Origin of the sequence: Sulfurovum sp. AR, assembly GCF_000296775.1 — a bacterium.
Classification (GTDB): Bacteria; Campylobacterota; Campylobacteria; order Campylobacterales; family Sulfurovaceae; genus Sulfurovum; species Sulfurovum xiamenensis.
Genome location: NZ_AJLE01000004.1, coordinates 36,848 through 60,962, shown reverse-complemented (window position 1 = coordinate 60,962; position 24,115 = coordinate 36,848). Strand labels below are relative to the sequence as shown.

The 24,115-nt window shown below is 40.4% G+C and carries 25 protein-coding genes; 23 read left to right on the top strand and 2 right to left on the bottom strand.

Annotated features, from left to right (window positions below):
* Positions 1 to 34 precede the first annotated feature (34 nt).
* The 15 genes from SULAR_RS04920 (at position 35) to SULAR_RS04850 (ending at position 16,283) form a co-directional block, all read left to right on the top strand.
* Positions 35 to 1,228 carry a tetrahydrodipicolinate N-succinyltransferase N-terminal domain-containing protein gene (locus SULAR_RS04920; protein ID WP_008243609.1) on the top strand — a complete coding sequence of 398 codons (1,194 nt, stop codon included), beginning with the start codon at positions 35 to 37 and terminating at the stop codon, positions 1,226 to 1,228.
* A 162-nt stretch (positions 1,229 to 1,390) separates the two neighbouring features.
* Complete coding sequence (locus SULAR_RS04915; RefSeq protein WP_008243607.1) at positions 1,391 to 1,642, top strand: RNA-binding S4 domain-containing protein; 252 nt, start codon at positions 1,391 to 1,393, stop codon at positions 1,640 to 1,642.
* Positions 1,643 to 1,655: 13 nt separating this feature from the next.
* Entirely contained in the window at positions 1,656 to 2,645 is a 990-nt protein-coding gene (gene trpD, locus SULAR_RS04910; RefSeq protein ID WP_008243606.1) for an anthranilate phosphoribosyltransferase, read from the top strand.
* Positions 2,645 to 3,067 carry a tRNA (adenosine(37)-N6)-threonylcarbamoyltransferase complex ATPase subunit type 1 TsaE gene (gene tsaE / locus SULAR_RS04905; RefSeq protein ID WP_008243604.1) on the top strand — a complete coding sequence of 141 codons (423 nt, stop codon included), beginning with the start codon at positions 2,645 to 2,647 and terminating at the stop codon, positions 3,065 to 3,067. The genes trpD and tsaE overlap by 1 nt, the downstream gene beginning before the upstream one ends.
* Positions 3,067 to 3,789, top strand: coding sequence for an LPS export ABC transporter ATP-binding protein (lptB, locus tag SULAR_RS04900; protein ID WP_008243603.1), 723 nt, complete (start codon positions 3,067 to 3,069; stop codon positions 3,787 to 3,789). The genes tsaE and lptB overlap by 1 nt, the downstream gene beginning before the upstream one ends.
* Before the next feature lie 319 nt (positions 3,790 to 4,108).
* Complete coding sequence (locus SULAR_RS04895) at positions 4,109 to 4,861, top strand: TIGR02757 family protein (protein ID WP_008243600.1); 753 nt, start codon at positions 4,109 to 4,111, stop codon at positions 4,859 to 4,861.
* 68 nt (positions 4,862 to 4,929) lie between these two features.
* Positions 4,930 to 5,607 carry a F0F1 ATP synthase subunit A gene (locus SULAR_RS04890; protein WP_008243598.1) on the top strand — a complete coding sequence of 226 codons (678 nt, stop codon included), beginning with the start codon at positions 4,930 to 4,932 and terminating at the stop codon, positions 5,605 to 5,607.
* Positions 5,608 to 5,630: 23 nt separating this feature from the next.
* Positions 5,631 to 5,912 carry a hypothetical protein gene (locus SULAR_RS04885; protein WP_008243597.1) on the top strand — a complete coding sequence of 94 codons (282 nt, stop codon included), beginning with the start codon at positions 5,631 to 5,633 and terminating at the stop codon, positions 5,910 to 5,912.
* Positions 5,909 to 6,445, top strand: coding sequence for a thiamine phosphate synthase (locus tag SULAR_RS04880; protein ID WP_008243595.1), 537 nt, complete (start codon positions 5,909 to 5,911; stop codon positions 6,443 to 6,445). The genes SULAR_RS04885 and SULAR_RS04880 overlap by 4 nt, the downstream gene beginning before the upstream one ends.
* A gap of 2 nt (positions 6,446 to 6,447) precedes the next feature.
* Positions 6,448 to 7,200, top strand: a complete 753-nt coding sequence (locus tag SULAR_RS04875; RefSeq protein WP_008243592.1) for a hypothetical protein — start codon at positions 6,448 to 6,450, stop codon at positions 7,198 to 7,200.
* Between the two features lie 81 nt (positions 7,201 to 7,281).
* Positions 7,282 to 8,712, top strand: a complete 1,431-nt coding sequence (gene gatB / locus SULAR_RS04870; protein ID WP_008243590.1) for an Asp-tRNA(Asn)/Glu-tRNA(Gln) amidotransferase subunit GatB — start codon at positions 7,282 to 7,284, stop codon at positions 8,710 to 8,712.
* A gap of 58 nt (positions 8,713 to 8,770) precedes the next feature.
* Complete coding sequence (locus SULAR_RS04865; RefSeq protein ID WP_008243588.1) at positions 8,771 to 10,411, top strand: potassium channel protein; 1,641 nt, start codon at positions 8,771 to 8,773, stop codon at positions 10,409 to 10,411.
* Positions 10,408 to 11,295 (top strand): NAD(P)H-dependent glycerol-3-phosphate dehydrogenase, encoded by an 888-nt coding sequence (locus SULAR_RS04860; RefSeq protein WP_008243586.1) that lies wholly within the window; start codon positions 10,408 to 10,410, stop codon positions 11,293 to 11,295. Before SULAR_RS04865 ends, SULAR_RS04860 begins: the two co-directional genes overlap by 4 nt.
* A gap of 36 nt (positions 11,296 to 11,331) precedes the next feature.
* Positions 11,332 to 13,092, top strand: coding sequence for an autotransporter assembly complex family protein (locus tag SULAR_RS04855; RefSeq protein WP_008243585.1), 1,761 nt, complete (start codon positions 11,332 to 11,334; stop codon positions 13,090 to 13,092).
* Positions 13,089 to 16,283 (top strand): translocation/assembly module TamB domain-containing protein, encoded by a 3,195-nt coding sequence (locus SULAR_RS04850; protein WP_008243582.1) that lies wholly within the window; start codon positions 13,089 to 13,091, stop codon positions 16,281 to 16,283. The genes SULAR_RS04855 and SULAR_RS04850 overlap by 4 nt, the downstream gene beginning before the upstream one ends.
* A gap of 10 nt (positions 16,284 to 16,293) precedes the next feature.
* On the opposite strand, the gene nspC is transcribed toward SULAR_RS04850, so the two are convergent.
* Positions 16,294 to 17,430 (bottom strand): carboxynorspermidine decarboxylase, encoded by a 1,137-nt coding sequence (gene nspC, locus SULAR_RS04845; RefSeq protein WP_008243580.1) that lies wholly within the window; start codon positions 17,428 to 17,430, stop codon positions 16,294 to 16,296.
* 82 nt (positions 17,431 to 17,512) lie between these two features.
* On the opposite strand from nspC, the gene SULAR_RS04840 reads away from it, so the two are divergent.
* The 8 genes from SULAR_RS04840 to SULAR_RS04805 all read left to right on the top strand — a co-directional run bounded on the left by SULAR_RS04840 (position 17,513) and on the right by SULAR_RS04805 (position 23,413).
* Positions 17,513 to 17,992, top strand: coding sequence for a hypothetical protein (locus SULAR_RS04840; RefSeq protein WP_008243578.1), 480 nt, complete (start codon positions 17,513 to 17,515; stop codon positions 17,990 to 17,992).
* A 91-nt stretch (positions 17,993 to 18,083) separates the two neighbouring features.
* Positions 18,084 to 18,218, top strand: coding sequence for a 50S ribosomal protein L34 (rpmH, locus tag SULAR_RS04835; protein WP_008243576.1), 135 nt, complete (start codon positions 18,084 to 18,086; stop codon positions 18,216 to 18,218).
* Positions 18,219 to 18,236: 18 nt separating this feature from the next.
* Positions 18,237 to 18,572 carry a ribonuclease P protein component gene (gene rnpA, locus SULAR_RS04830; RefSeq protein ID WP_308443046.1) on the top strand — a complete coding sequence of 112 codons (336 nt, stop codon included), beginning with the start codon at positions 18,237 to 18,239 and terminating at the stop codon, positions 18,570 to 18,572.
* A gap of 52 nt (positions 18,573 to 18,624) precedes the next feature.
* Positions 18,625 to 20,223, top strand: coding sequence for a membrane protein insertase YidC (gene yidC, locus SULAR_RS04825; protein ID WP_008243573.1), 1,599 nt, complete (start codon positions 18,625 to 18,627; stop codon positions 20,221 to 20,223).
* A gap of 3 nt (positions 20,224 to 20,226) precedes the next feature.
* Positions 20,227 to 21,078 carry a Jag N-terminal domain-containing protein gene (locus SULAR_RS04820; protein WP_008243570.1) on the top strand — a complete coding sequence of 284 codons (852 nt, stop codon included), beginning with the start codon at positions 20,227 to 20,229 and terminating at the stop codon, positions 21,076 to 21,078.
* Complete coding sequence (mnmE, locus tag SULAR_RS04815) at positions 21,071 to 22,411, top strand: tRNA uridine-5-carboxymethylaminomethyl(34) synthesis GTPase MnmE (RefSeq protein WP_008243568.1); 1,341 nt, start codon at positions 21,071 to 21,073, stop codon at positions 22,409 to 22,411. Before SULAR_RS04820 ends, mnmE begins: the two co-directional genes overlap by 8 nt.
* Before the next feature lies 1 nt (position 22,412).
* Positions 22,413 to 22,736, top strand: a complete 324-nt coding sequence (locus SULAR_RS04810; RefSeq protein ID WP_008243566.1) for a sel1 repeat family protein — start codon at positions 22,413 to 22,415, stop codon at positions 22,734 to 22,736.
* A gap of 53 nt (positions 22,737 to 22,789) precedes the next feature.
* Entirely contained in the window at positions 22,790 to 23,413 is a 624-nt protein-coding gene (locus tag SULAR_RS04805; protein WP_008243565.1) for a carboxypeptidase-like regulatory domain-containing protein, read from the top strand.
* A 12-nt stretch (positions 23,414 to 23,425) separates the two neighbouring features.
* Here SULAR_RS04805 and SULAR_RS04800 read toward each other — a convergent pair whose 3' ends face one another.
* Complete coding sequence (locus tag SULAR_RS04800) at positions 23,426 to 24,106, bottom strand: dUTP diphosphatase (RefSeq protein WP_008243564.1); 681 nt, start codon at positions 24,104 to 24,106, stop codon at positions 23,426 to 23,428.
* Positions 24,107 to 24,115: the final 9 nt, after the last annotated feature.

Below are 24,115 nucleotides of genomic sequence, written 5' to 3'. Positions count from 1 at the left end.
CTTTAAATTTATTCGATTTATAGGAGAGAGTTCAATGGCTATTGAAACAGTGACAAGTACAGACGCATTTAAACAATTGGTAACAGATGTTACTTCACAAGCAGGATACAAAGAGCCTATGGCATTTGGTATCGCAAGAGTGGATAGAGGTCAAAAAAATGCTGAGAAAATACTTCAGGCTAATTTTGGACTCATCAACTGGAAAGAGAACTTCGGAAGTGCTGCAGTATTTATCAAAGCACTGCAGGAAGCAAATTGTGATGTAGACTTTTCAGGAACTGAATTTGTAGCAACGATCAATGATAACTTTGTACACAATGCTATGGCAGCCTTTGCTCCGTATGTAGCAGAAGCAACAGGGGATGCACATAAAAACGTACAAGTGATCAAAGCATTATCAAACATGGCGGATATTGGTAAAAACTTTAGAATCGTATTTTTGTTCGAAGATGCAAACCCTGGATCTGTAGAAGCAGTCTATCTTAAACTCTATGCGCTTTCTCAGAGTAAAGCAGAACTTAGAAAGATCAACCTGAATGGTGCATTTGGTATCTTGTCAAATGTGGCATGGGTAGGGAATACACCGTATGAACTGGATTACCTCAGAGAAAATGAGATCGAAATGAAACTTAACGGTACCTATCCGGCTGTGGATGCTGTCGACAAATTCCCAAGATTCTTACAGCATGTGATCCCAGCGGATAATACACGTATCTTGGAAGCATCTAAAGTACGTATGGGTGCGCAACTTGCTGCAGGTACAACAGTGATGCCAGGTGCATCATATATCAACTTCAATGCAGGAACGCTCGGTCCAGTGATGGTTGAAGGTCGTATCTCTTCATCTGCTATCGTGGGTGCAGGCTCAGATGTTGGTGGTGGTGCAAGTATACTTGGTGTTCTTTCTGGTACAGATGGAAATCCTATCAGCATCGGAGAGAACACACTGCTTGGTGCAAACTCTGTAACGGGTCTTCCTTTGGGTGATGCATGTATTGTGGATGCAGGTATCACGATTTTGGCCGGCACGAAGATCAAGATCGCTCCAGAAGAGTTGGCTAAGATCGCTGAAGCGAATCCGGATGCAAATCTTGAGCATAAGACAACATTCAAGGGTGCAGAACTTCAAGGGCTTAACGGGATCCACTTTAGACAAGATTCTACTACAGGTGAGATCATTGCTCGTAGAAGTACGAGAGAAGTGAAGTTGAACGTGGAATTGCACTAAGCAATAGTACCTCTTGTCAAATAATGGCTGTTTGATAGTTTGGGTTTTCTTTCTACTTTTCTAGAAAAGTAGGCAAAAGTCGTCACGGTTCTCGAAACACTTCGTTTTTAAGGGCGTTCGCCGTGATAAGGCACACTTCATGTGATTAATAGGAGTTTTAGGGTGCGTGTAGATAAATGGTTGTCGGCTGTGAATGTGGTGAAGCGTCGTACTATTGCTACGGATATGCTTAAATCTGGTGTGGTTTATGTCAATGGAATGAAGGCTAAAGCGTCGAAGAATGTAGCCGTAGGGGATAAGGTGACCATAGAGTATCTTAAGGGTCCTAAGTCCTATGAAGTCCTGCAGATCCCTACAACCAAGACCATACCTAAGAGTCAAAAAGAAGAATATGTCAAAGAGCTGTCAAATTAAATAGGAGTGAGTGATGGGTATCAGGGAAGAGTTTGAAAGACTGTTTAACAATGAAATGGGTACAGAGGAAGCAAGAGATTTCCTTGTAGCACTGTATGAAAAAGGTGAAAGCGGCAGTGACATTGCTGCGGCTGCTTCAGTCATGCGTGAACACTCTATCAAACTCTCTTTATCTGATACTCTGAAAGAAAAAGCCATCGATGTAGTGGGAACTGGTGGAGATAAAAGCGGAAGCTTTAATATCTCTACCACTGTGTCGCTTCTTCTTGCTTCTATGGGTCGTGTTGTGGCTAAACATGGAAACCGCAGTGTGACCTCCAACTCAGGCTCCACCGATGTCCTCGAGGCCTTGGGCATTAACCTGGACCTCACCATAGAAAATAAGATCAAAATGCTTGAAGAGACAGGCTTTTGTTTTTTCCCTGCAACAGACCATCATCCTGCGATGAAGCATATCATGCCTATACGTAAGTCTATCGAACACAGGACTATCTTTAATATTCTTGGACCATTGACAAATCCTGCCGGTGCAGAGAAATACCTTTTAGGGGTATTTGACCCTTCTTTCATCAAGCGTATAGCCGATGCATTGGTTGAACTTGGTGCCAAACGTGCCTGTGTGGTCAGCAGTCATGACGGTATGGATGAGATCTCGATTGCAAGTCACTCCTCTTTTGCCTATGTGGAGTCAAACCGCATATTGGAAGGTGAGATCAATCCGGAGAGATTTGGATTTAAACTAGCCCCTAGAGAGGCCATTCTGGGCGGGGATGCAAACTTTAATGCGCAGATCACACGCGATATATTCTCTGGTAAAGAGAAAGGTGCAAAAAGAGACATTGTGCTGCTCAATGCAGCCTTTGCACTTTTTGTAGACGGTCATGTGCGTGACATAGAAGAGGCGATCGAGATGGCTAAAAGCGGACTTGACAGCGGTAAGGCCAGTGCACATCTAGAACGTATGGCCAAGATCAGTCAACAGCTCTCAGGAAGTAATGCCTAGTGAAAGAGATCATTGCATCCCTAGATGAACTGGATAAAGTGGTCAGTTACTTAGAAGAGACACTTCCTTCTGATTCGATCGTATTTTTAAGAGGTGATCTGGCTGCAGGAAAGACGACACTCACACAGGCCATAGCCAAAGCCAAAGGGATCGAAGGTGAAGTGACCTCTCCGACCTTTTCTTTACAGCAGTGTTATGGTGCAAAAGATGGCAGCAGTCTGTACCATTACGACCTCTACCGTTTAGACCATGAAGAGTTTATGCAGATGGGACTTTTTGAAGAGTTCGAAAAGCCGGGGTGGCATATGGTAGAGTGGGGTTCGGATGAGCTTAAAGCCTTTTTAGAAGGCGTAGGTTATAATGTTACAACCATAGAGATTGAGTCTCAAAAAAACAGTAGAATTTACAGGATAGACGTATAATGCATACATTAGAAGCCAAAAATCTGGCCAAAACCATTAAAAAAACAAAGTTGGTCCATGATATCTCTTTAGAGGTGAAGAGTAAAGAGATCGTAGGACTTCTTGGTCCCAACGGTGCGGGAAAGACCACTTCATTTTACATGGTATGCGGATTAACGGATGCGACAGAAGGGCAGGTTTTTTTGGATGGCGAAGATGTCACCAAACTGCCTTTAAGTGCCCGTGCACAGATGGGTATAGGATATCTTCCTCAGGAGTCCAGCATTTTTAAAGACCTTACGGTAGAAGAAAATCTGCTCATTGCGGCGGAAGCACTGAACCTTGATAAAAAGACGATCCAGCCCCGTATTGAAAAACTGCTGGAGATCTTCAACATTGAACCTATCCGTGCCCGTCTTGGGATTCGTCTGAGTGGGGGAGAGAGAAGAAGAGTGGAAATAGCAAGAGCATTGGTAGGGGAACCAAAGTTCCTGCTTCTGGATGAACCTTTTGCCGGTGTGGATCCTATAGCTGTGTTGGACATACAAAATATTATCAAACAGCTGGTTGATCTTGATATGGGTATTCTCATTACAGACCACAATGTACGTGAGACACTGGGCATCTGTGACAGGGCCTATGTGATGCGAAGTGGTGAAATGTTAGCGACAGGTACCAGTGATGAAGTAGCTAATGACGAGAATGTACGTAAACATTATCTTGGTGAACACTTTACATTTTAAATAGGAGACTATTTTTCTGTTATTCTCGGACTTGCACCCTTTCCAATTACATTTTCGATACAGATATCAGGACCCGGAAAACCGTAACATTCTTTGTTTTAACGGGCTTCCATAAAACTCAGACTGCGGTGATGTTTCTCTTTTCATTTTTTTAGAAAAAACGAAACAAAAAATCGTCACGGTTCTCGAATTGCTATGCTTACAAAGGCGTTCACCGTGACAAGTTGCGTACTTTGTACGATAAATGAATGAGATCATGATGGTATGTAGATCTACGGTATCAAGTGCCCGGAGATGACGTAAATATGGGAGTATATACTTGAAATTATCTGAGATCAAGATCCTTTTAGACAGAGAAGTGAAAGCCAGGAACAACAGTGCTGAACTTTCTTTTGAGAAGCCCGATCCTCTTTTTATCGCATCTCAGTACCAGGATGAATCCATAGCACTGATCTGTGCACTGTTCGGTTACGGTAATGCTAGGCTTATCGTCCAGTTTTTACAAAGTCTGGATTTTTCTTTATTGGACGCCAGTGAAGAAAAAATACAAAAAGCACTCTCTTCCCATTATTACCGTTTTCAAAAAAGTGAAGATGTCGCTGCTCTTTTCATCGCGTTAAAGCGTCTTAGATCGTTAGAGAGTATTGAAGATATTTTTTATACCGGATATAAAAATGAAGGAAATATTTTAGATGGTCTCTGGCATTTTATAGAGAGATTACAGTCGGTCTATCCCAGACAAACACGTGGGTACAATTTTTTGGTAGGTTCCATACCCAAGAAAGTACTTTCAGCAGGGACCTACAAGCGTTATATGATGTACTTACGCTGGATGGTACGAGAAGATGCTTTAGATATGGGTTTATGGTCTAAGATAGATAAAAAAGATCTACTTATGCCTCTAGACACACATACGTTCCAGGTCTCAAGACGTTTAGGCTTACTTAAACGTAAAACGTATGATATGAAGGCCAGTATTGAATTGACAGATACCTTGCGTACATTTGATGCAAAAGATCCTATTAAATACGATTTTGCACTTTATCGTCTGGGACAGGAAAAATTGGCATAGAATTTAGAGGTTTCCTAAGGTGAAAAAGGATATAATCCCGCAATATTAAACTTACAAGAGGATGTTTTATGGAAGGTGTATTTACTTACCTGGGCGCTATTTTCGGTCATGGACAAATGCTGTTTGTCTCACATTTGGTATTGGTAGCAATTATCGTACTGGCAATTGCAAAAATGGCAACAAAGAGTCTTAGAGCAGTACCGACAGGTACACAAAATGTTATGGAAGCGTACCTTGGCGGTGTGATCGCTATGGGTAAAGATGTGATCGGTGAAGAGCTTGCGAGAAAATACCTTCCACTTGTTGCTGCAGTGGGTCTATTTATCTTTGTTTCAAACGTGATCGGTATTATCCCTGGATTTGAAGCACCAACTTCAAACATCAACATTACATTGCCTTTAGCGCTTCTGGTATTTTTCTACTACAACTACGAAGGAATCAGAGAGAATGGTGTGATCAAATATTTTGCGCACTTTGCAGGGCCTGTGAAACTATTGGCACCTTTAATGTTCCCGATCGAGATCGTTTCTCACATTTCAAGAATCATTTCACTTTCATTCAGACTTTTTGGTAACATCAAAGGGGATGACCTTTTCTTATGGGTACTTCTTATGTTGGTACCTTTCATTGCACCACTTCCAGCATACTTACTACTTACGTTCTCAGCATTGCTTCAGACGTTTGTATTTATGATCCTTATCTATGTGTACCTTGCAGGTGCCGTAGCTATGGAAGATGATCACTAAGATCATTTCGGGGACTTCTAAACATGAGACTGCAAAACGGACCTTTGAGTTTTGTAGTTAACTTTCTCTTGGGCGTAGCATGGGCATCTGTCCTGCTAGGTGCCATCACTTCATTTCTTACTTTTTATCCAGAAAGTCTACTCTTAGCATTCATATCTGCTTTTATCGGTGCACTACCGGGGATGATATCCGTGCTTATACTTGAGCATATCATCACAGGCAAAGAGAGATATTTAGAATTGAAAAAACAGACAGCTCTCCTTGAAAAACTTCTCGAACAAAAAGAGAAACAAAACCACCAATGATCAGCTATGCTATCACTGACCCCTCTACCTTAGATTTCAACCATTTAGAACGTGACCTTAAAAGATTTTCTCAAAAAGCTTCTATGATCGTCTATCGGGACAAATCCAACGTCTCTAAGAACGAAGCTGCGTTCGTTCAAGCGGCTAAAATGTATGATTTTGAAAAAGTCGTCATTCACGGTAACCCTTCATTGGCAAAAGCGGCAGGGGCTGACGGCGTACATTTAAGCAGTCTGCAACTCGATGAAATAGCTGAGGCAAAAGCAATGGGTCTCTTTGTGGTGGTCAGTACCCATACGTTAGAAGAGCTTAAAAAAGCAGAAGTCTTAGGGGCAGATATGGCAACCTTCAGTCCTATCTTTGAAACGCCGAATAAAGGTGCACCGGTAGGCTTGGAAGTGTTGAGATCTGTGACGTCTCAGGTACATATACCTGTATTGGCCTTGGGAGGTATTTTGACAGAGGAGCAGATACGTGCATGTGAAAGATACGGTGCTAGCGGTTTTGCCTCTATCCGCTATTTTGGAGCATAGGAATGTTACGAAATAGTTTACTGCTTATTTCTCTCATTGGTGTCTTTTTTTCAGTGCTTCTGCAGGCCGAAGAGATTGCAGCGGATTACCGTGTGGAGTATGGCATATTTGGTCAAGTGGGTAAGGCACATGCGATTCTGAGAACTGATGACACATATTATATGATAGATGCAAATGTATCTACACTGGGTATAGCAAAAACTGTCACTGATGATCTTCAAGAGAGACATATCTCGAAAGGACACATTTCAAAAGGTTTTCTGGTGACAGATATGTATCAGATGATCAAATCTTTTGGTCCCTATACCAGTACAACGATCTACAGGGTGGATCATAAAAAAAAGAGACTCACACGTCAGTATAAGAAGTGGAAATATGATCAACAGATCATCAATGCTACAGAAAAACTGGATTATTATGCCAAAGATGATCTCATGACCTTTTTTTTGAATCTTCCAGTACATATCAAAGAGAAATACAGACCTGAAAAGTATCAATTTAAAGCCGTAGGCGAAGACCGTAAAAATGGGCGTGTTGACATAACGATACCTTCTGGAAAAGTCTTAAAAGAGATCATAGATTTTGTAGGTGAGGGTCAAGAGGGTGATTGGTACAGCAGGGTGGTCATGTATCGTAAACTCTACCATAGCAAACAGGGTGAATTGGATGTAAGGATCGGTAAAGAGGGGCTGGTAGAAAAAGCTGTCCTGAAAGACTTGATCTTCTTCGGGGATGTACGTATCATCAAGCAATAGTGGAGAATAAACTCTCTTAAATAAGCAAAACGCTATAATCTACCTTATTAAATACGCGTTATATTTATAAGGATACTTACTATGTTTGAAACCGTTATCGGTCTTGAAGTGCATGTGCAGCTTAACACTAAAACTAAACTCTTTTGCTCTTGTCCTACCTCTTTTGCAGAGCATCAAAATATCAATACCTGTCCTACCTGTTTAGCACTTCCGGGTGCTTTACCAGTGGTCAATAAAGAAGCTGCGATCAAGGCGATGAGATTTGGATATGCGATCAATGCAGATGTGAACCATGATTCTGTATTCGATAGAAAATCTTATTTTTATCCGGACAGTCCGTCGGCGTACCAGATCACACAGTTGACAAAGGCGATCGTACAAAATGGTGAGTTGTTCATAGACCTGGAAGATGGTACACAAAAACGCATAGGTATGACACAGGCGCATCTTGAAGCGGATGCAGGGAAGAACATGCATGAGGGAAACCACTCGAAGGTGGATCTCAACCGTGCGGGTACACCACTGCTTGAGATCGTATCTCAACCGGATATGAGAAGTGCAGATGAAGCGGTAGCATACTTGAAAAAACTTCACTCTACGGTACGCTATCTTGATATCTCTGATGCAAACATGCAAGAGGGATCGTTCAGATGTGATGTGAATGTTTCTATTCGTCCTAAAGGTCAAGAAGCGTTTGGTACCAGAGTAGAGATCAAAAACATCAACTCATTTAAATTTGTGTCTGCTGCGATCGCTTATGAGGTGCAAAGACAGACTGAAGCCTATGAAGATGGAGTGTATGAAGAGGAAGTCTATCAGGAAACACGTCTTTGGAATGTGGAAGAGAGTGTAACAAAATCGATGAGAGGGAAAGAGGAAGCTGCGGATTACCGCTACTTCCCTGACCCGGACTTGCGTCCGCTTATCGTGACGGATGAGATGGTAGCAGAAGCAAAGATCATGCCGGAACTTCCGGATGCAAAAGCAAAACGGTATATGGAAGAGCTTGGGATCAAGCCTTATGATGCCCATGTGATCACAGCAGATAAAGAATTGGCATACTACTTTGAAGAGATGTTAGAGCACGGTGCTGTGGCTAAAACAGCCGTAACCTGGTTGACCTCTGAACTTCTTGGCCGTCTGAATAAAGCAGGAGTCTCTATAGAAGATTCGCCGGTAGATGCCAAAACACTGGGTACCTTGGTATCTAAAATTACTGACAATACTATCTCCGGTAAAGGTGCTAAAGAGATCCTTGATCATATGATGGAAAATGAAGATCGTGATATCGATGGATTGATCGATAAGCTAGGACTTGCACAGGTCAGTGATGATAGCGCTATCTTGGCCATTATCGATGAGATACTGGCGGCGAACCCGGAAAAGGTAGAAGAGTATAAAGGTGGTAAAGAAAAACTCTTTGGTTTCTTTGTCGGACAGACGATGAAAGCCAGCAAAGGGACTGCAAATCCTGGTAAGGTCAATGAGTTACTGAAACAAAGACTGGGATAAAATAAAATTCATCCATGGTATAGTACCATGGGATGTGCATTTTGGGAGGTAGCAATATATGCATGATTTCATCGTTAAACTCTCGCACAAGATAGACAGTTCTGTACGCTATCAAAAGATAAAATCTTTTTTTCGTTCACTGCTTGAAGATATAAACTACCCCTATAAAAAGTACTTTGATGCATTTATGATTATGCTTATCGTACTATCGATCGCGATACTCATTTTGAGCAAAACAGGCAAGGTCCCTGAGTGGCTTGTAGAATTCGATCTCTATTTTGTCACAGCTATTTTTGCTGTGGAGTATCTGCTAAGATTATGGATCAGCCATGATATCCATAAATATCTTGTTGCTTCAGCCTCTGACACTAGTAGTTCTGAGAGATACTGGGCGGTTTTAAGATCGAAATTACGCTATATGATCTCCCTGCCTGCATTGATCGATCTTATAGCTATTTTCCCGAAATTCAGGATCTTGCGGCTCTTAAAACTCTATCATTACATGCATGGGGCATCGAGCCTGTTTAACGCATTGCTTAAAAAACGTTTTGAATTTGTTTTTTTAGGCTATATGCTTTTGGGCGTCACTTTTACTTTTGGTTCCATATTTTATCTGCTTGAATTCGGTATCAATCAAGCGTTGGGTTCTTATCTGGATGCTATCTATTGGGCCTTAGTGACCATCTCTACAGTAGGGTATGGTGATATCACTCCTGTGACTGAACTGGGTAAGATCGTATCGATGTTCGGTATTATATTTGGTATCGCGATGATCTCTTTTGTGACTTCTGTGATGGTTTCTGCTTTTTCTGAAAGATTTAGTGAACTGCGTAACCAGGACAGTATCAATCATGTGCATAAAATGCATAACGTGGTTATCATTAATGGATATGGGCATTTGGGAACAACAATCGCAAAGAAACTAAAAATACAGAAAAACTATGAACCTGTGATCATAGAAGATGATGAATCCAAAGCAAATAAAGCACAACAAGATGGCTATCAAGTGATACATGCAGATGGTTCCAGTGCTAAAATGGTAAAAACATTGTATGAAAGAGAGAATATCAGAGCGATGCTGACTTTAAGCAGTTCTGATATCAATAATATCTATTTTATCCTCAATGCAAAAAGTATCCAATCCGATTCTGTGGTGTATGCCCGTATGAATCAAGTGGAGTTACGTCCACAGTATGAAGCGACAAAAGTAGATGGCTTGGTCGAACCCTATGATGTGATAGATACAAGAGCTTTTCATTATTTGAAGAAGCACAGTGAAGAGGAGAAGAAAAGTATTTCCTTTTTCGGTTATACGCATAAGAGTGACCATATCTGTAAAATGCTTAAAGAAGAGGGGATAGAAGTGACGATCTATGAGATCGGAAATGAGAGTTATGAAGCAGCTAAAGATGACGGTTTTACCAACGTGATCCTCATCGATAAAAAAAACAGTGAAACTCCTGATATCAAGGATGGAATCGCAGTGTGTGCAATGAATGATGAAGCGTTGAATGTCTACTACAGCATTACACTGCGTGCCAATGGATTTAAAGATGAAATCGTGGCACTCTCTGATACGAAAGAAGACAATAGAAAATTGCTTTTGGCAGGTGTAAGCAAAATATTTGATATGTATGATGAGAGTGCTTCACAGTTTGTTGAAATGATCGATAATAATGTAAAAAGGGTAGAAAGATGAAAATGGCAATTATTGGCGCAGGGAAATGGGGACAGGCCTTGTATCATGCCTATAGTCAAAAGAATGATGTGGTGATCTCTTCTCGGCATACGAAAGCGATAGAGAATTTTGTGCCTATGAGTGAAGCGTTAAAGTGTGAGTATCTGGTGATAGCTATCCCTGCACAGTTTGTTCGCGGATGGATGGAAGAGAATTTTGTGGATCATGGACAGAAGATCCTGGTTGCAGCCAAAGGGATAGAGACAAGTACTGGAGCTTTTTTGAATGAAGTGTACGGTGACTTTGTCTCTGCGGATAGACTGGCTTTCATCTCCGGTCCGTCCTTCGCAGCAGAAGTGCAAAAATCGCTTCCAACCGCATTGATCATTAGTTCTACAAATCATGAATTGGCACAAACCTATGCAGATGCACTACCAAAATTTATCAAAGGGTATGTAAGCAGCGATGTTGTTGGTGCAGAAGTCTCGGGAGCCTATAAAAATGTTATTGCCATTGCCGGTGGCGTGTGTGATGGTTTGGGGCTTGGAAATAATGCGCGGGCAGCACTCATCTCCAGAGGCTTAGTGGAAATGACACGTTTTGGAGAAGCGTTTGGTGCAAAGACTGAAACGTTTCTTTCCTTGGGCGGGGCAGGCGACCTTTTTCTTACAGCAAGTTCGACACTCTCAAGGAATTACAGAGTAGGGTTAGGACTGGCAAAGGGTAAGGATATGGATGAGATACTCAGTGAGCTTGGAGAAGTGGCCGAGGGAGTACCTACAGCCAAAGCCTTGCATAAAATAGCCAAAGAGAAAGAGATCTATCTTCCTATCGCTGAAGAAGTATATGCCATGATAGAAGAGGGTAAAGATCCTTTGGAGAGTGTGAAAGACTTACTGGATTAAAGAGAAGTTAACTATAGTATTTTAGGAGAGTAAAATATGCGGCACACGTTTACATTTTGTCTTATCATATGCATATCTACACTTCTTTTTGCTGATGAAATACAATTACCGACCCATGAGATTCACTTTAGTGGTCAAAAATATTTTGAAGAATCTGATCTGCAAGATGCCTTAGGTGTGACGACACCAGGTTTTTTCCAATTTTGGAAAGATAATACCCCTCGTATCAAAGATAAACTCATACCTTCTCTAGCAGCCTCATTAAAAAGCTTTTACGACTCTGAAGGGTTTTATGATGCCAATTTTACTATTCAAGAGACTAACACAACCGTCTTTGTAACCATTAGTGAGAATGAACCTGTCAGGGTGAGAGATATCAATATCTCCAGTGACTATAACATCTCTACCATGGTCACTATGAAAAAAGATGATATTTTTAGAGCTGAAACCTTTATAGCAATAAAAAGTAAAATGATTGCAGGGTTACTCAAAGAGGGATATTGCAGTTATGATCTGGACACGAAAGCCTATGTAGATCTGGATCTGCACACTGTTGATCTGCGCTACATCCTGCGTAAAGGTGGCATATGTAGCTTCGGGAAATTAACAACTTCAGGACTGGAAACCATAGATGAGGATGTCATCAGGTCACGTGTCAAAGCCAAAGAGGGGCAAAGGTATAGTACGGATCTGATACAGGATACATCCAACAAACTTTACGGATTGAATGCTTTTGACAGTGTGCTTATCGATGTAGATAGGAAGTTTTACAATGTGGTACCGGTAGATATCACCTTTACAGAGATGGAAAAACCCTACCATTTGGAAGCGGGTGCAGGCTATGACACATATGTAGGAATGCGGGTGCTTGGAGAAATCACCAAACATAACTTTATGGGCAATGCGCAGGAATTAAAGCTTCAAACATCTTGGTCTCAAAGAGAACAGTTGATCAAGTTGGGTTATTTTAAACCGGCATTTTTAGATATTTTTGGGTATTACACGGATCTAGGTGGGAATACAGGATATTCAAATTTGGAGTTTGATGGATTTAAAGAGGAAAAAGCATTTTTAAAAGCCTATTTGGAACATGAGCATAAAAGACTAAGATTAAGAGCAGGTATTGCTTTGGAAAATATTGTTATCACTGCATTAGAAAACGTTGATTCGAGTGCTGAATTGTCTCAGGCATTCACAGAGGGTACTTTTCCACTCTTATATCCCTATGTTGATCTTGTCTATGACGCTAGAGATTCCAAACTCAATCCAAAATATGGGTATTACCTTTCTGCTTACGGTGAATTTGGCCTCTCCTATGATGAGGAAGCCAGTGTCTATATGAAAACACTGTTCGAAGGCAGGTTCATCCATACATTTGCCGATCTTACGCTTGCAGCTGTAGGAAAGGTAGGTATAGTGGATGTCTCAACCGAGAATGGACTGCCAGAATCAAAGTATTTTTTTGGGGGAGGTGCCTACTCTAACCGTGCATACGGATTTAGAGAACTGGGGGTGATCATTTCTCCTAAAGAAGATAGTATCTATGGTGCTTCAACCATGGCCAATCTCTCTTTGGAAGCAAATTATCCTGTATGGGGTGATATCTATGGGGCACTCTTTACGGACAATACCATGCTTACAGAGGAAAGCTACAATTTTAAAGGAGAGATCATCTCTGCTGTGGGTGTAGGAGCTCGCTATATGACACCTATAGGCCCTTTTAAACTGGATATAGGTTTCAATGTCAATGATTTCTCACAGTATGGCATTTCATTTCAGATAGGACAATCGTTTTGAAAAAGATATTACTTTACAGGCCGTTGTTATGGATGAGAAAAATCATTGTATACCTACTCATACTGGCTATTGTCATGGGACTGGCTCTTTATTTTATCGTCAATTCAGCCTATGTTGTCAGGAAAGTGGCTGATCACTTTGCACCTGATTATAACATCTCTTACAGCCGTATCCATGGAAATGTACTGACGGGAGTGATGATAGAAGATTTGGCATATAATGAAGATCCGCTTGTTAAACATATTACGCTGAAATGGAACCCTGCCGGACTTTTCAAAAAAACACTTATCATCAATACCCTGCAGATCGAAAAAGCCAATGTGGGTACGGTCAAAACACTGATGGCGTCTTTCTCTTCCAGCGAAAATAATACAAGCAATGAGAGCAGCAGTACGGATGCGCCTTTGGAGATAGATGTAAGTGTACAGCATGCTTCACTCAGTCTTGAACCTTTTGATGAACAGGGGATAGGTATCTCAAAGCTGATGTTGGATGTAAGGGATTTGCAGTATTCAAGTGAGAGTGTGGATGTACGTGCCTTGGATCTGAAAGTGGATTCTAATGTGACTAAGATCACTTTGAAGGCAGGGTTGAAAGATAGGTATCTGAATGTAAGAGAATTGACCATCAAAGAGCTTGATGCACTTGCACTGCAAACACTTTTTATTCCAGACAGTAATGAGAGTAATGAAAGTGATGCAGTCGTTACAGGAAATGATAATAGAAGTAAAGATAAAACGGTGAATCCATTAATGCCAAAATGGGTACATCTAGGCAGATTAAAGATTAATACACTTCCTTTTATCTATGGTCCTGTAGATGCGAAAGCGTTTAATGTAAGTGGAAGGGACGCCGTTTTTGAAGTAGAAAAGCTTCTACTTCAAAAAGCTGATCTGAATGTGTACAGCAGTACAAATCTCAGTGATATATATTATAAGACAAAAGTGAAGAACAATAAACTGATTGGAAAGGTGGATTTCAAACCTAAAAAAGCACTCTTTACACTCTATGAACTGCCTATAAGAAGAGAAGCCGTGGGGGACATCGTTGTTGATCTCAATGTCTCTCGATCAATGGTAAATTCAGATCTGAAAATAAAGATGGAACAGGTCCTGAAGGCTGATGTCAATGATTTTAATCTTGATATCGATGATCTACATATCAATGTGGAGTATGATATCAAAAAAAGCACTCTAAAGGCTAAGAGTGATCTACTGCTGACAACACCGTATGCAAAAGATGTTTTGGTGACCAATCTTTTTACGATGGATAAGCATATCAGTTACAGTGGAGAGATCTATGCTGCAAAGATCATTGGCGTTGATCCAAAATTTGTAAAACCTCTTGATCACTTACGCGTCACATACAAAGGTGACGGACACAGTGTGAAAACAGAGATAGAGTCAGATAATCTACAAGGAACATTTATCTCCCCTGATTTTAAAAAGGCTGATTTACATTTAGAGAACAAGCATCCATTGGTGCTTAATGAATTTATAGCACTTCCTGTAGAACTGAACCAAACAAAAGCCAATATGGTCATAGATGCACCTATCAGCTTTGAGAAGAATGCTTCGCTGATGGCCTATGCGAAAATAGATTCTAATGTGGTGAATATCGATGTGAACATGAGTTTGAAAGAGAGATTACAAGTACAAACAGTGATGCATATACCTAAAGAGTCACTTTTGCGCACTTACAATACCTCTATAAAGTGGGATCATCTGGATCCTCTCAAAAATGACGTAACCGTACTAGGAAATAGTATAGATGTTGTAGTTACAGCAGGCAGGCTGAATGCAAATGCACAATATGATATGAACAGTAGCCAATTAAAAGGGAAGGTCACATTAGGTGGTTTAACTGCCAATCTATCTGGCGTGCCTCAAGAAAAACTCACAGTAGATACACAGATCACTTCTATGAATGCTTTGATAAAAAGTATTAAAGATGTCTATACCCTTGGAGAGGTTCCTGTAGTCAAAGGGAGTGCAGAACTCTCTGTAGCACTCAGTGAGTTAAAAAATATCGACATTGCACTGAGATCACCGCAGATCAGCTATCAAGCAGAGCGGAAAACAGAACATATTGTCAATGATATAGATCTGGCAGTGCATTTGCAGGATGAAAAAATTGTATTGAACCATTACAGGTTTACCTATAGAGGGCAAAAACTTTTTTCTACAAAATCCTCAACGATATTTTTGAACGATCAAAATGTGACCATGGAACCTATTTGGTTGAATGACGGATTAAAGGTTCTGGGTACCTATGACCTTAAGGCTAGAAAAGGAACGATAACGGCAGAAGCTGATACCTTTCCTATAGTACATGAGATCGTTGACCTGGAGAGTGCTATAGATATCAAAACGGTGCTGGACGGGAATAAAACATCGGTCAATGGTGAGATCACGCTTTTGGGTGGTGATATACACTATGACCTGGGTCAAAAGACTTACGCATCTGACAGTGATATTATCATCGTGCAAGATATTAAAGAGAAAGAACCCAATCCATTTATGGATGGACTCAGTGCCTCTGTACAGATAAAGACAAAAAAACCATTGATCTATAAAAAAGGCAATGTTGATATACAAGCTGCAGTGGATCTGAGTGTCTATAAGGCAGAAGAGTCAGAACTCATGCTCTTGGGTTCTGTAGAGATACTAAAAGGGGGAAGCTATACTTTCGAGGGTAAGAAGTTTATTTTGGATAAGAGTTATGTGCATTTTACAGGTAATCCAAATAAACCGCTTCTTGAAGCGAGTGTCACCTATCAATCCCTGAATCATCTTATCACTATCAGGATCACGGGTTCAGCGGATGCACCGAATATCCATTTCACCTCCAAACCTTCATTGACCAAAGAACAGATACTATCGATCATCCTATTTGATTCAGAAGCGGGTGCGGGTACAAACAGTGGTGAAGAGATGATGAAGATGATGGGAGGTGCTATGGCAAAGTCAGCACTTTCAGATCTGGGCGTACAGTTGGACCATCTTGTACTTGGAGAGGGGAAGAGTGTAGAGGTAGGTAAAAAGTTGACAGACAAGATCACGATCATCTATGTCAATGATGAGGTTTCAAGTGTAAAACTCAAATATGAACATGGAAAACGTACGGAGAGTGTGATAGGTGTGAGTGAAGAATCACAATCCTATGACATACTCTATAAAAAAGATTTTTAAACCTCTTGGTCTATGAAAGTCTCTGTTTAAAATCCTCATAGCCGAAGTTACGTACCACATCTACAGTACCATCCACTCTTTGAATGGCTATAGAAGGAAGCTTCACTCCATTAAAGGTCGTAGCTTTGACCATGGTATAGTGCATTTGGTCTTCAAAGATGATTTTATCCCCTATCTGAAGGGGTGCATCAAAACTATAGTCTCCCATAATATCTCCAGCGAGACAGGTATTGCCCGCCAGACGATAGGTGTGTGCCTTTTCCCCGGCCACTCCTGAATAACGTACATCAGCACGGTAAGGCATGATGATGGTATCAGGCATGTGTGCTTCGGCAGAAGAGTCAAGGATCGCTATATCCATGCCATTGTGCACGATGTCAAGTACCGTTGTGATCAGTGGTCCGGTCTGCCATCCTATCGCTTCACCAGGTTCAAGATAGACTTCTACATCATATCTCTTTTTAAACTCCCTGATAAGCCCGATGAGCTTCTGTGTATCATATCCTTCACGCGTAATATGATGCCCTCCGCCAAAGTTTATCCATTTCATTTTCGGTATATATGCAGCAAACTTTTCTTCAAAGTTTTTGAGTACATTTTCAAGGGCATCACTCCCTTGCTCACACAGTGCATGAAAATGCAAGCCATCGCACTCTTCTAAAATGGCATCATCCATATTTTGTACTGTTGTCCCGAGTCTGGAGTAGAGTCCACAAGGATTGTATATCTCTTTGGGAGACTCTGAATACTCCGGATTCACACGCAGTCCCAATGAGAGTTTCGGATTGATCTTCTTCGCTTGTGAGGCGAACCGGCGGAACTGGGCAGGGGAGTTAAATACCAGATGATGTGATATCCTGGCTATCTCATCGATCTCCTCTTCTTTAAAGGCAGGAGAGTAGGTATGGACTTCTTTAGAAAATGTTTCATCCGCAAGCTTTGCTTCATGTAGACCACTGGCACAGCATCCCTCAAGATAGGGTTTGATCAGTGGAAAACTTTTCCACAAAGCATACCCTTTGAGTGCAAGCAATACTTTGGCGCCACTCTCTTTTTTGATCTCTGAGATGACATTAAGATTTTTAAGCAGTTTCGCTTCTTCTAAAAGCCAACATGGGGAAGGTAAATTATCGTATATATTCTTCATGAGAAATTATAACAATAGAATCCAAAATATTTTGTTATAATGGAGCAAATATTTTGTTTAGAGAAGAAGGAGATCTATTAGTATGGGTGCAAGGGAAAATGACAATCGTAGTGAAGGCTTAAGATTTAACGGTAAGGATATCCAGCTAGCTGTGAAGATGTTAGATAAATTAGAAGCTACGATCGATATTATTTATTATCTTATGGAGAATGAGAATCAACAGGCTTTTGTACTGATGCTATTGACAGCGAAAGATGTAGATCTAAATACATTATTGGACAGAGAGAAACGCGAAACTGATATATTATTTGAAATTGATAAAGAAGAACCGCTCTACGTAATGCTTTGTCAAGATACCAAGGTGGATGGAGGATATCGCTTTGCAGAGAGACTGATTAGAAATATCCAGTTAGATAAGGGATCGGATATCTTTTGTACGGAACTGGAAGTAAGAGCGACACATTACACGCCGAAACAAGTGATACTAAAACTACTCGAAACGTTTGCAAAAAGTAAACTGTCGAACAAGTCTAATGAAATTGTTTTTAGAAGTCTGCAATAATTAGTAGGTTTTAAGGGATTTTACAGTAGAATCCCGTCCAACTATAACAACTGCAGGAATGCGGGTAAAAATTTATTAAGGATGATTCAGAATGAAAAGAACATACCAACCTCATAGCACACCAAGAAAAAGAACGCACGGATTCAGAACAAGAATGAAAACGAAGAATGGTAGAAAAGTGATTTCTGCAAGAAGAGCTAAGGGTAGAAAAAGACTAGCAGTATAATACTTCTGGTATACAACCATCAGTTCAATCAAACATTTTACTAGGATCAAAACCAGTAAAGAGTTTAACAGCGTGTATAAACACGCGACAAAAACATGGCATACACCTTATTTTGTACTTTTCTTCAAAAAGAGTGATGAGTATAAAGTAGGTTTTGTTGCCTCTAAGAAAATTGGAAATGCAGTTCATCGAAACAGAGCAAAACGTTTGTTAAGAGCACATTTCATCGAAAATATAGACCTCTTATCTCAAGGTAGTTACGTATTAGTTGCAAAACCTGCGCTTATTGAAGAAAACTATTCTGTGACCCGTAAGGCGTATCTACATGCACTAAAAAAGTGTACTGCAACATAATTTAACACATTTAACACTATACTATCATTGATATATTATTAAAGGCATAATTTTGGAACAACAAGATTTAAATAAACGACTTCTTCTGGCACTGGCACTTTCTTTCTTTGTATTTATTGGATATAGCTATTTCTTCCCACCTGAAAAACCTACACAAACTACATCACAAACAACCAATACAGCGCATCAAACGCCTACAGTAGATAAAACAAACGTAGCAACACCAAGTGCTTCAGCAGCAACAGCAGCCAGTGCACCGGTTCAAACGGTATCAGCAGCCTTGATCACTGTAAAATCTGATCACTTTATTATTACCCTGGATGCATATGGACGTATCTCTCAAGTTGAACTTTTAGAAGCAAAGTATCATGATGAAGATGGTAACAATCTGAAAATTTTAGGTGCGAATGAAGTGAAGCCATTGGAAGTAAGGTTTTCAGATACAAAGTTGAATGAAGAAGCATTTAAAACGCCTTATGTAACCAGTGGAAGTAAAACAGTAGATGTGAGCAAAGGCCCTCAAGCAGTGACTTTGACACAAACACTCTCTTCTGTGACAGTGACAAAAAAGATCACTTTTAAGCCTACAGGAGAGTATCATGTGACAGTGGAAACTTCTGCACCAACACCATACTTCATCACACCGGGACACAGACCGGTTGCGGATGAGTCTATGTATATGCTTGTAAGAGGAGCATTGGTGAAAGGAGCGGATAATATTATCAATACGATCGAAGATGGAGATGCTGAAGGGTATGAAAAGTTCCAAAATGCCAAAATAGCTTCTGCTTTTGACAGATATGTCGCTTCCATGTTCTTCGATTTTGAAAAAGGGATGAACGTTTCTATCTTAAAAGAAGCAAATGGTGATCCTCTTATCTTTGTACAGGGAGATGAGTCATTAGCCTTAAAGGCATATATCGGACCAAAAGAGGACAAAATACTAAGAGCGATCCATCCTGAACTGACAGATGCCATAGAATTTGGATGGTTCTCATTCCTTGCTAAACCGTTCTTTAAAGTATTACTTTGGATCAACGATTATGTGGGTAACTGGGGTTGGGCGATAATCCTCTTTACATTACTGGTAAAGTTTGTGTTATTCCCACTTTCATACAAAGGTATGATGTCTATGAATAAACTAAAAGACCTGGCACCTAAAATGAAAGAGATCAAAGAGAAGTATAAAGGTGACCCTGCAAAAATGAATGTGCAGATGATGGAAATGTATAAGAAACATGGTGCAAACCCTATGGGTGGATGTCTACCGCTTCTTTTACAGATCCCTGTTTTCTTTGCGCTTTACCGTGTGCTTTTAAATGCAGATGAATTGCAAGGTGCAGGATGGATACTCTGGATAGACAATCTTGCCGTGATGGACCCTTATTTTGTTCTGCCTGTTTTAATGGGTGCATCTATGTGGTTCCAGCAAAAGATCACGCCAAGTAACTTTACCGATCCGTTACAGGAGAAGATCTTTAAGTGGTTCCCTGTGATCATGACAGTATTCTTTATCTATTTCCCATCTGGTCTTGTATTGTACTGGTTAGTAAACAACTTGTTTACAATCGCGCAACAATACTTTATCAACCATATGTATGCAAAACAAAAAGCGTTGGCAGTCGCTGCGCACAAGAAAACAAAGGACTAGGTGATGAAAAAGGTAGAAGCATCAACACTGGAAGGAGCTTATGAAAAAGCTTCTCAAATGTTGGGCTGCTCTGTTTCTGAACTTCAATCTGAAGTGATACAGTATCCTTCCAAAGGTATCTTCGGCCTTTTGAAAAAAAATGCGATCATCGTAGCAACATGTAAAGCATCTGCTCCCAAGTATGAAAAAAATAAAGTAAACAAAGAAGCACCTACCGTGCAAACTGCGGAAGAGAGTGTTGCCTCTGAGATTATTGCAACCGTCAAAGAAGAACAGACTACCCCTACTGAACCTGAAATTGAAAAAAATGCCATTGTCGATAGCTTTTTTGAAGTAGATCATTATGAAGCTGACCTTGAAACATTTGAAGATGAAGCGCTTGTCTATGATGAGTTGGCCTTGATGATAGAAGATCAACTCAAAGAGCTGCTTTCTCACTCTTGTTTTGATATAGATGTCGTTGAAGTGGATGTCAGAGACAATACTGCATTGATCTTTATTGATGGTGAGGATGCGGCACTTCTTATAGGTAAAGAGGGGTATCGTTACAATGCTCTCTCTTATATGCTGTTTAACTGGTTACATACAAAATATGAACTCTTCATAAAACTTGAGATCGCAGAGTTCTTGACGACACAACAGGAGATGATACGTAATTATATTAAACCGGTCATTGAACATGTTGAAAAGCAGGGGAAAGGTAAAACACGTTTCCTCGATGGTATTTTGGTACAGATTGCACTGGAACAGCTGCGTGAAAGATTTCCCGATAAGTATGTGGCAGTCAAGACAGGTAAAGAGGGTAAAAAATTTGTTGTCATAAACGAATTTAACAGCAATAAGAGCCATGTATAATACGATAACCGCTATCGCCACTGCACATGGTGTCTCTTCTATCTCTATTATTAGAGTGAGCGGAGATGCTGCATTGGAGATAGCACATAAGATATCCCATTTAGAAAACATCATTCCAAGACACGCACACCTTACTTCCCTGTATAATTTTAACAATGAACTGATAGACCATGCGATCATGATATATTTTGCTGCACCGCATAGCTTTACAGGTGAAGAGATCGTAGAGTTTCAGTGTCATGGAGGGATGATCGTCGCGCAGGAGATACTTGACACCATCACTTCTTATGGTGTAAGACTTGCAGAACCCGGTGAATTCTCTAAACGTGCATTTCTCAATGGCAAGATCGACCTTACCGAGGCAGAGGCTATTTCAAAACTGATAGAAGCCAAAAGTGTCGATGCCGCGAAGATATTGGCGAAGCAGATGAAAGGTGAACTTAAAACCTTTGTGGATGAGAGCAGGGATGCACTTTTAAGATCTTTGGCGTACTCAGAGGTGATGATCGATTATGCGGAAGAGGATATTCCTGATGACATCATGAACAGTATATCTACACAGCTGGATGCACTCACAGAGCAGATAGAACAGATCGTTGAAGCAAGTCACAGGCGAAGAGGATTGATAGAAGGTTTCAAAGTAGCGATCGTAGGGAAACCAAATGTGGGTAAAAGTTCTCTGTTGAATGCCTTGCTTTCGTATGACAGGGCCATTGTCAGTGATATCGCAGGAACGACTAGAGACACGATCGAGGAGCAGGTACGTATCGGTTCTCATATTATACGATTGGTAGATACCGCAGGGATACGTGAATCGGATGATACAATAGAAAAAATAGGGATAGAACGTTCACTTTCATCCGTGAAGGATGCGGATGTCATTGTTGCACTTTTTGACAGTTCAAGACCCTTTGACGGTGAAGATGCAAAAATACTTTCTATTCTTGAAGCAGTAGAAGATAAACATATCGTGGTTGCCCTCAACAAATCTGATCTTGATAGGGTCTTTGATATCACGAAACTTGATGCCTATGAGGTATTGGAGGTCAGTGCCAAAAAAGCTTTTGTAAAACTGACAGAAAGACTTGAACGCCTCTTTGATAGTATTGGAGAGGGAGAAGAACTTATGCTGATCTCTTCCAGACAGATTGAAGCTGTCAATAAAGCAAAAATCTCTATAGAAGAAGCGAAAGTACCTTTAATGAATGGCGAATTGGAATTTTTTTCTTACCATTTGCAAGAAGCAGTCAAGTCTATCTCCTCGATCTCCAAACCTTATGACAGTGAAGAGATACTGGATAAAATGTTCGGTGAGTTCTGTTTAGGAAAATAAGATGCTGGGTATTGAGTATTTGAATGACTTGGAGAATATAGAGCTTTATATGATCTTGGTTTTATGTATCTTTACGATCTGGTTCATCTTGAATACGGTCAAGTATTATAGGGGTGAGAAGAGAAAGGTAAAGAACCTACACCGATTTGCCAAAGCGGGTGAAATGGATGCACAACACTCTTTAGCACACCGATACCGTAAGGGGTATGCTGTCAAAAAAAGTTGTCAAAAAGCAGCATTTTGGTACCAAAAAGCCGCCTTCTCCGGTGATAATGATGCGAAAAACCTTCTAGAAAAGATACGTGAGAAGAAACATTGTTCATAGATGATAGTAAAGTTAATTGTGTATAATACCGAAATTATAAATGAAGGTATAAAATGTTTAAACTAGGCACTATGATCATAATGTCACTGATGGCAATGTCTTTATTTACAGGATGTGTACAAAGAGATATCCAATTTAATAAAAATAGAAATTTTTGGGCTCACTCAAGTAGTGTAGATGATGTCAATATCTCTGATGAGAATCTTACAGAATCTGAAATGATGATTACGGAAGATGGTGAAGAGAATAAAATGGCACGTATTGAATTCCCTGAATCAGAATATTATCGTTTGCCTAGAACAGGTAAAGGAACAGTTAAGGGTACCATTTATGTGAAGGATTATTATGACAGACGTGTGTTGGGAGCAAGTACACGCCTCTACCTAAATCCGATCACAAGTTATTCTGAGCAGTGGTATGAAGAGAGTTACCTCGGTGGGTACAAGATGCAAGAGGCAGACCCTAGACTCTTTAACTATTTAAAGTTCACAGCATCAGACCAAAATGGAAAATTTGCATTTTATGGTGTGCCTTCGGGAAGTTATTATCTTATCGGTACTGTGAAATGTGGAGAAGAGTGCGGGTATGAGAGTATGAAAAATATACGTATAGCTACGAAAGTAAGTGTACGTGGAAATCAAGTCGTGGAACAAGACTTGACAAGGGCAGTCGAGTAATACTTCTCTCGCTTATCCTTTCGGATAAGCTTCTTTTAATGCTTGGTAAAGGTCATCTGGCGTTACATCTTTGTTTTCTTCAAGCACACGTTGCATGACAACATTATCTTCCTCACCATTCCATATTTTGATATAGGTACCTTCTTTATAGCCGTGGTCCTGTCTGAACTGGTTTAAGATATTTTTTCCTACATAAAGTGTATACAAGGCATCTAGGTTGAGTCCAGACTGTACGGCCACATCGATAAATGCTTCCATGAATTTTTCTGTAGGCTCATCACAGAAAATAGTTCTCATCAAGTGCTCAACGACTTCTATCTGTTCATAATGATCTTTTGTAGTAGGCGTGATCTCTGCAGAAAACGTTTGAAAATTAGGTAACTTGGAAATTGCTCTTGACAATGTATCAATACTTCCTAGGTTTTTAATTTTATAGTCTTCGAGCCCTTGTGACATAATGAAGTGCCAAATATCAACCGCTTCTATCTGAATGTTCGCATAATCAGGTTCGGCATCTATATTTTTCCAGTGTTTCCACGGGTAAGATTCTATAAGCTCCGCACATTCCAAATAGGTACAACGTTTCCAGTCAATCTGTTTCCCATTTTTAGTGATACCTTTTTCCCAACCTTCACCATTGGTTGCATCATTGAGTTGTTGTTGAAGCATCAGCATCTGTAAAATCTTGTCCATTTATAACCT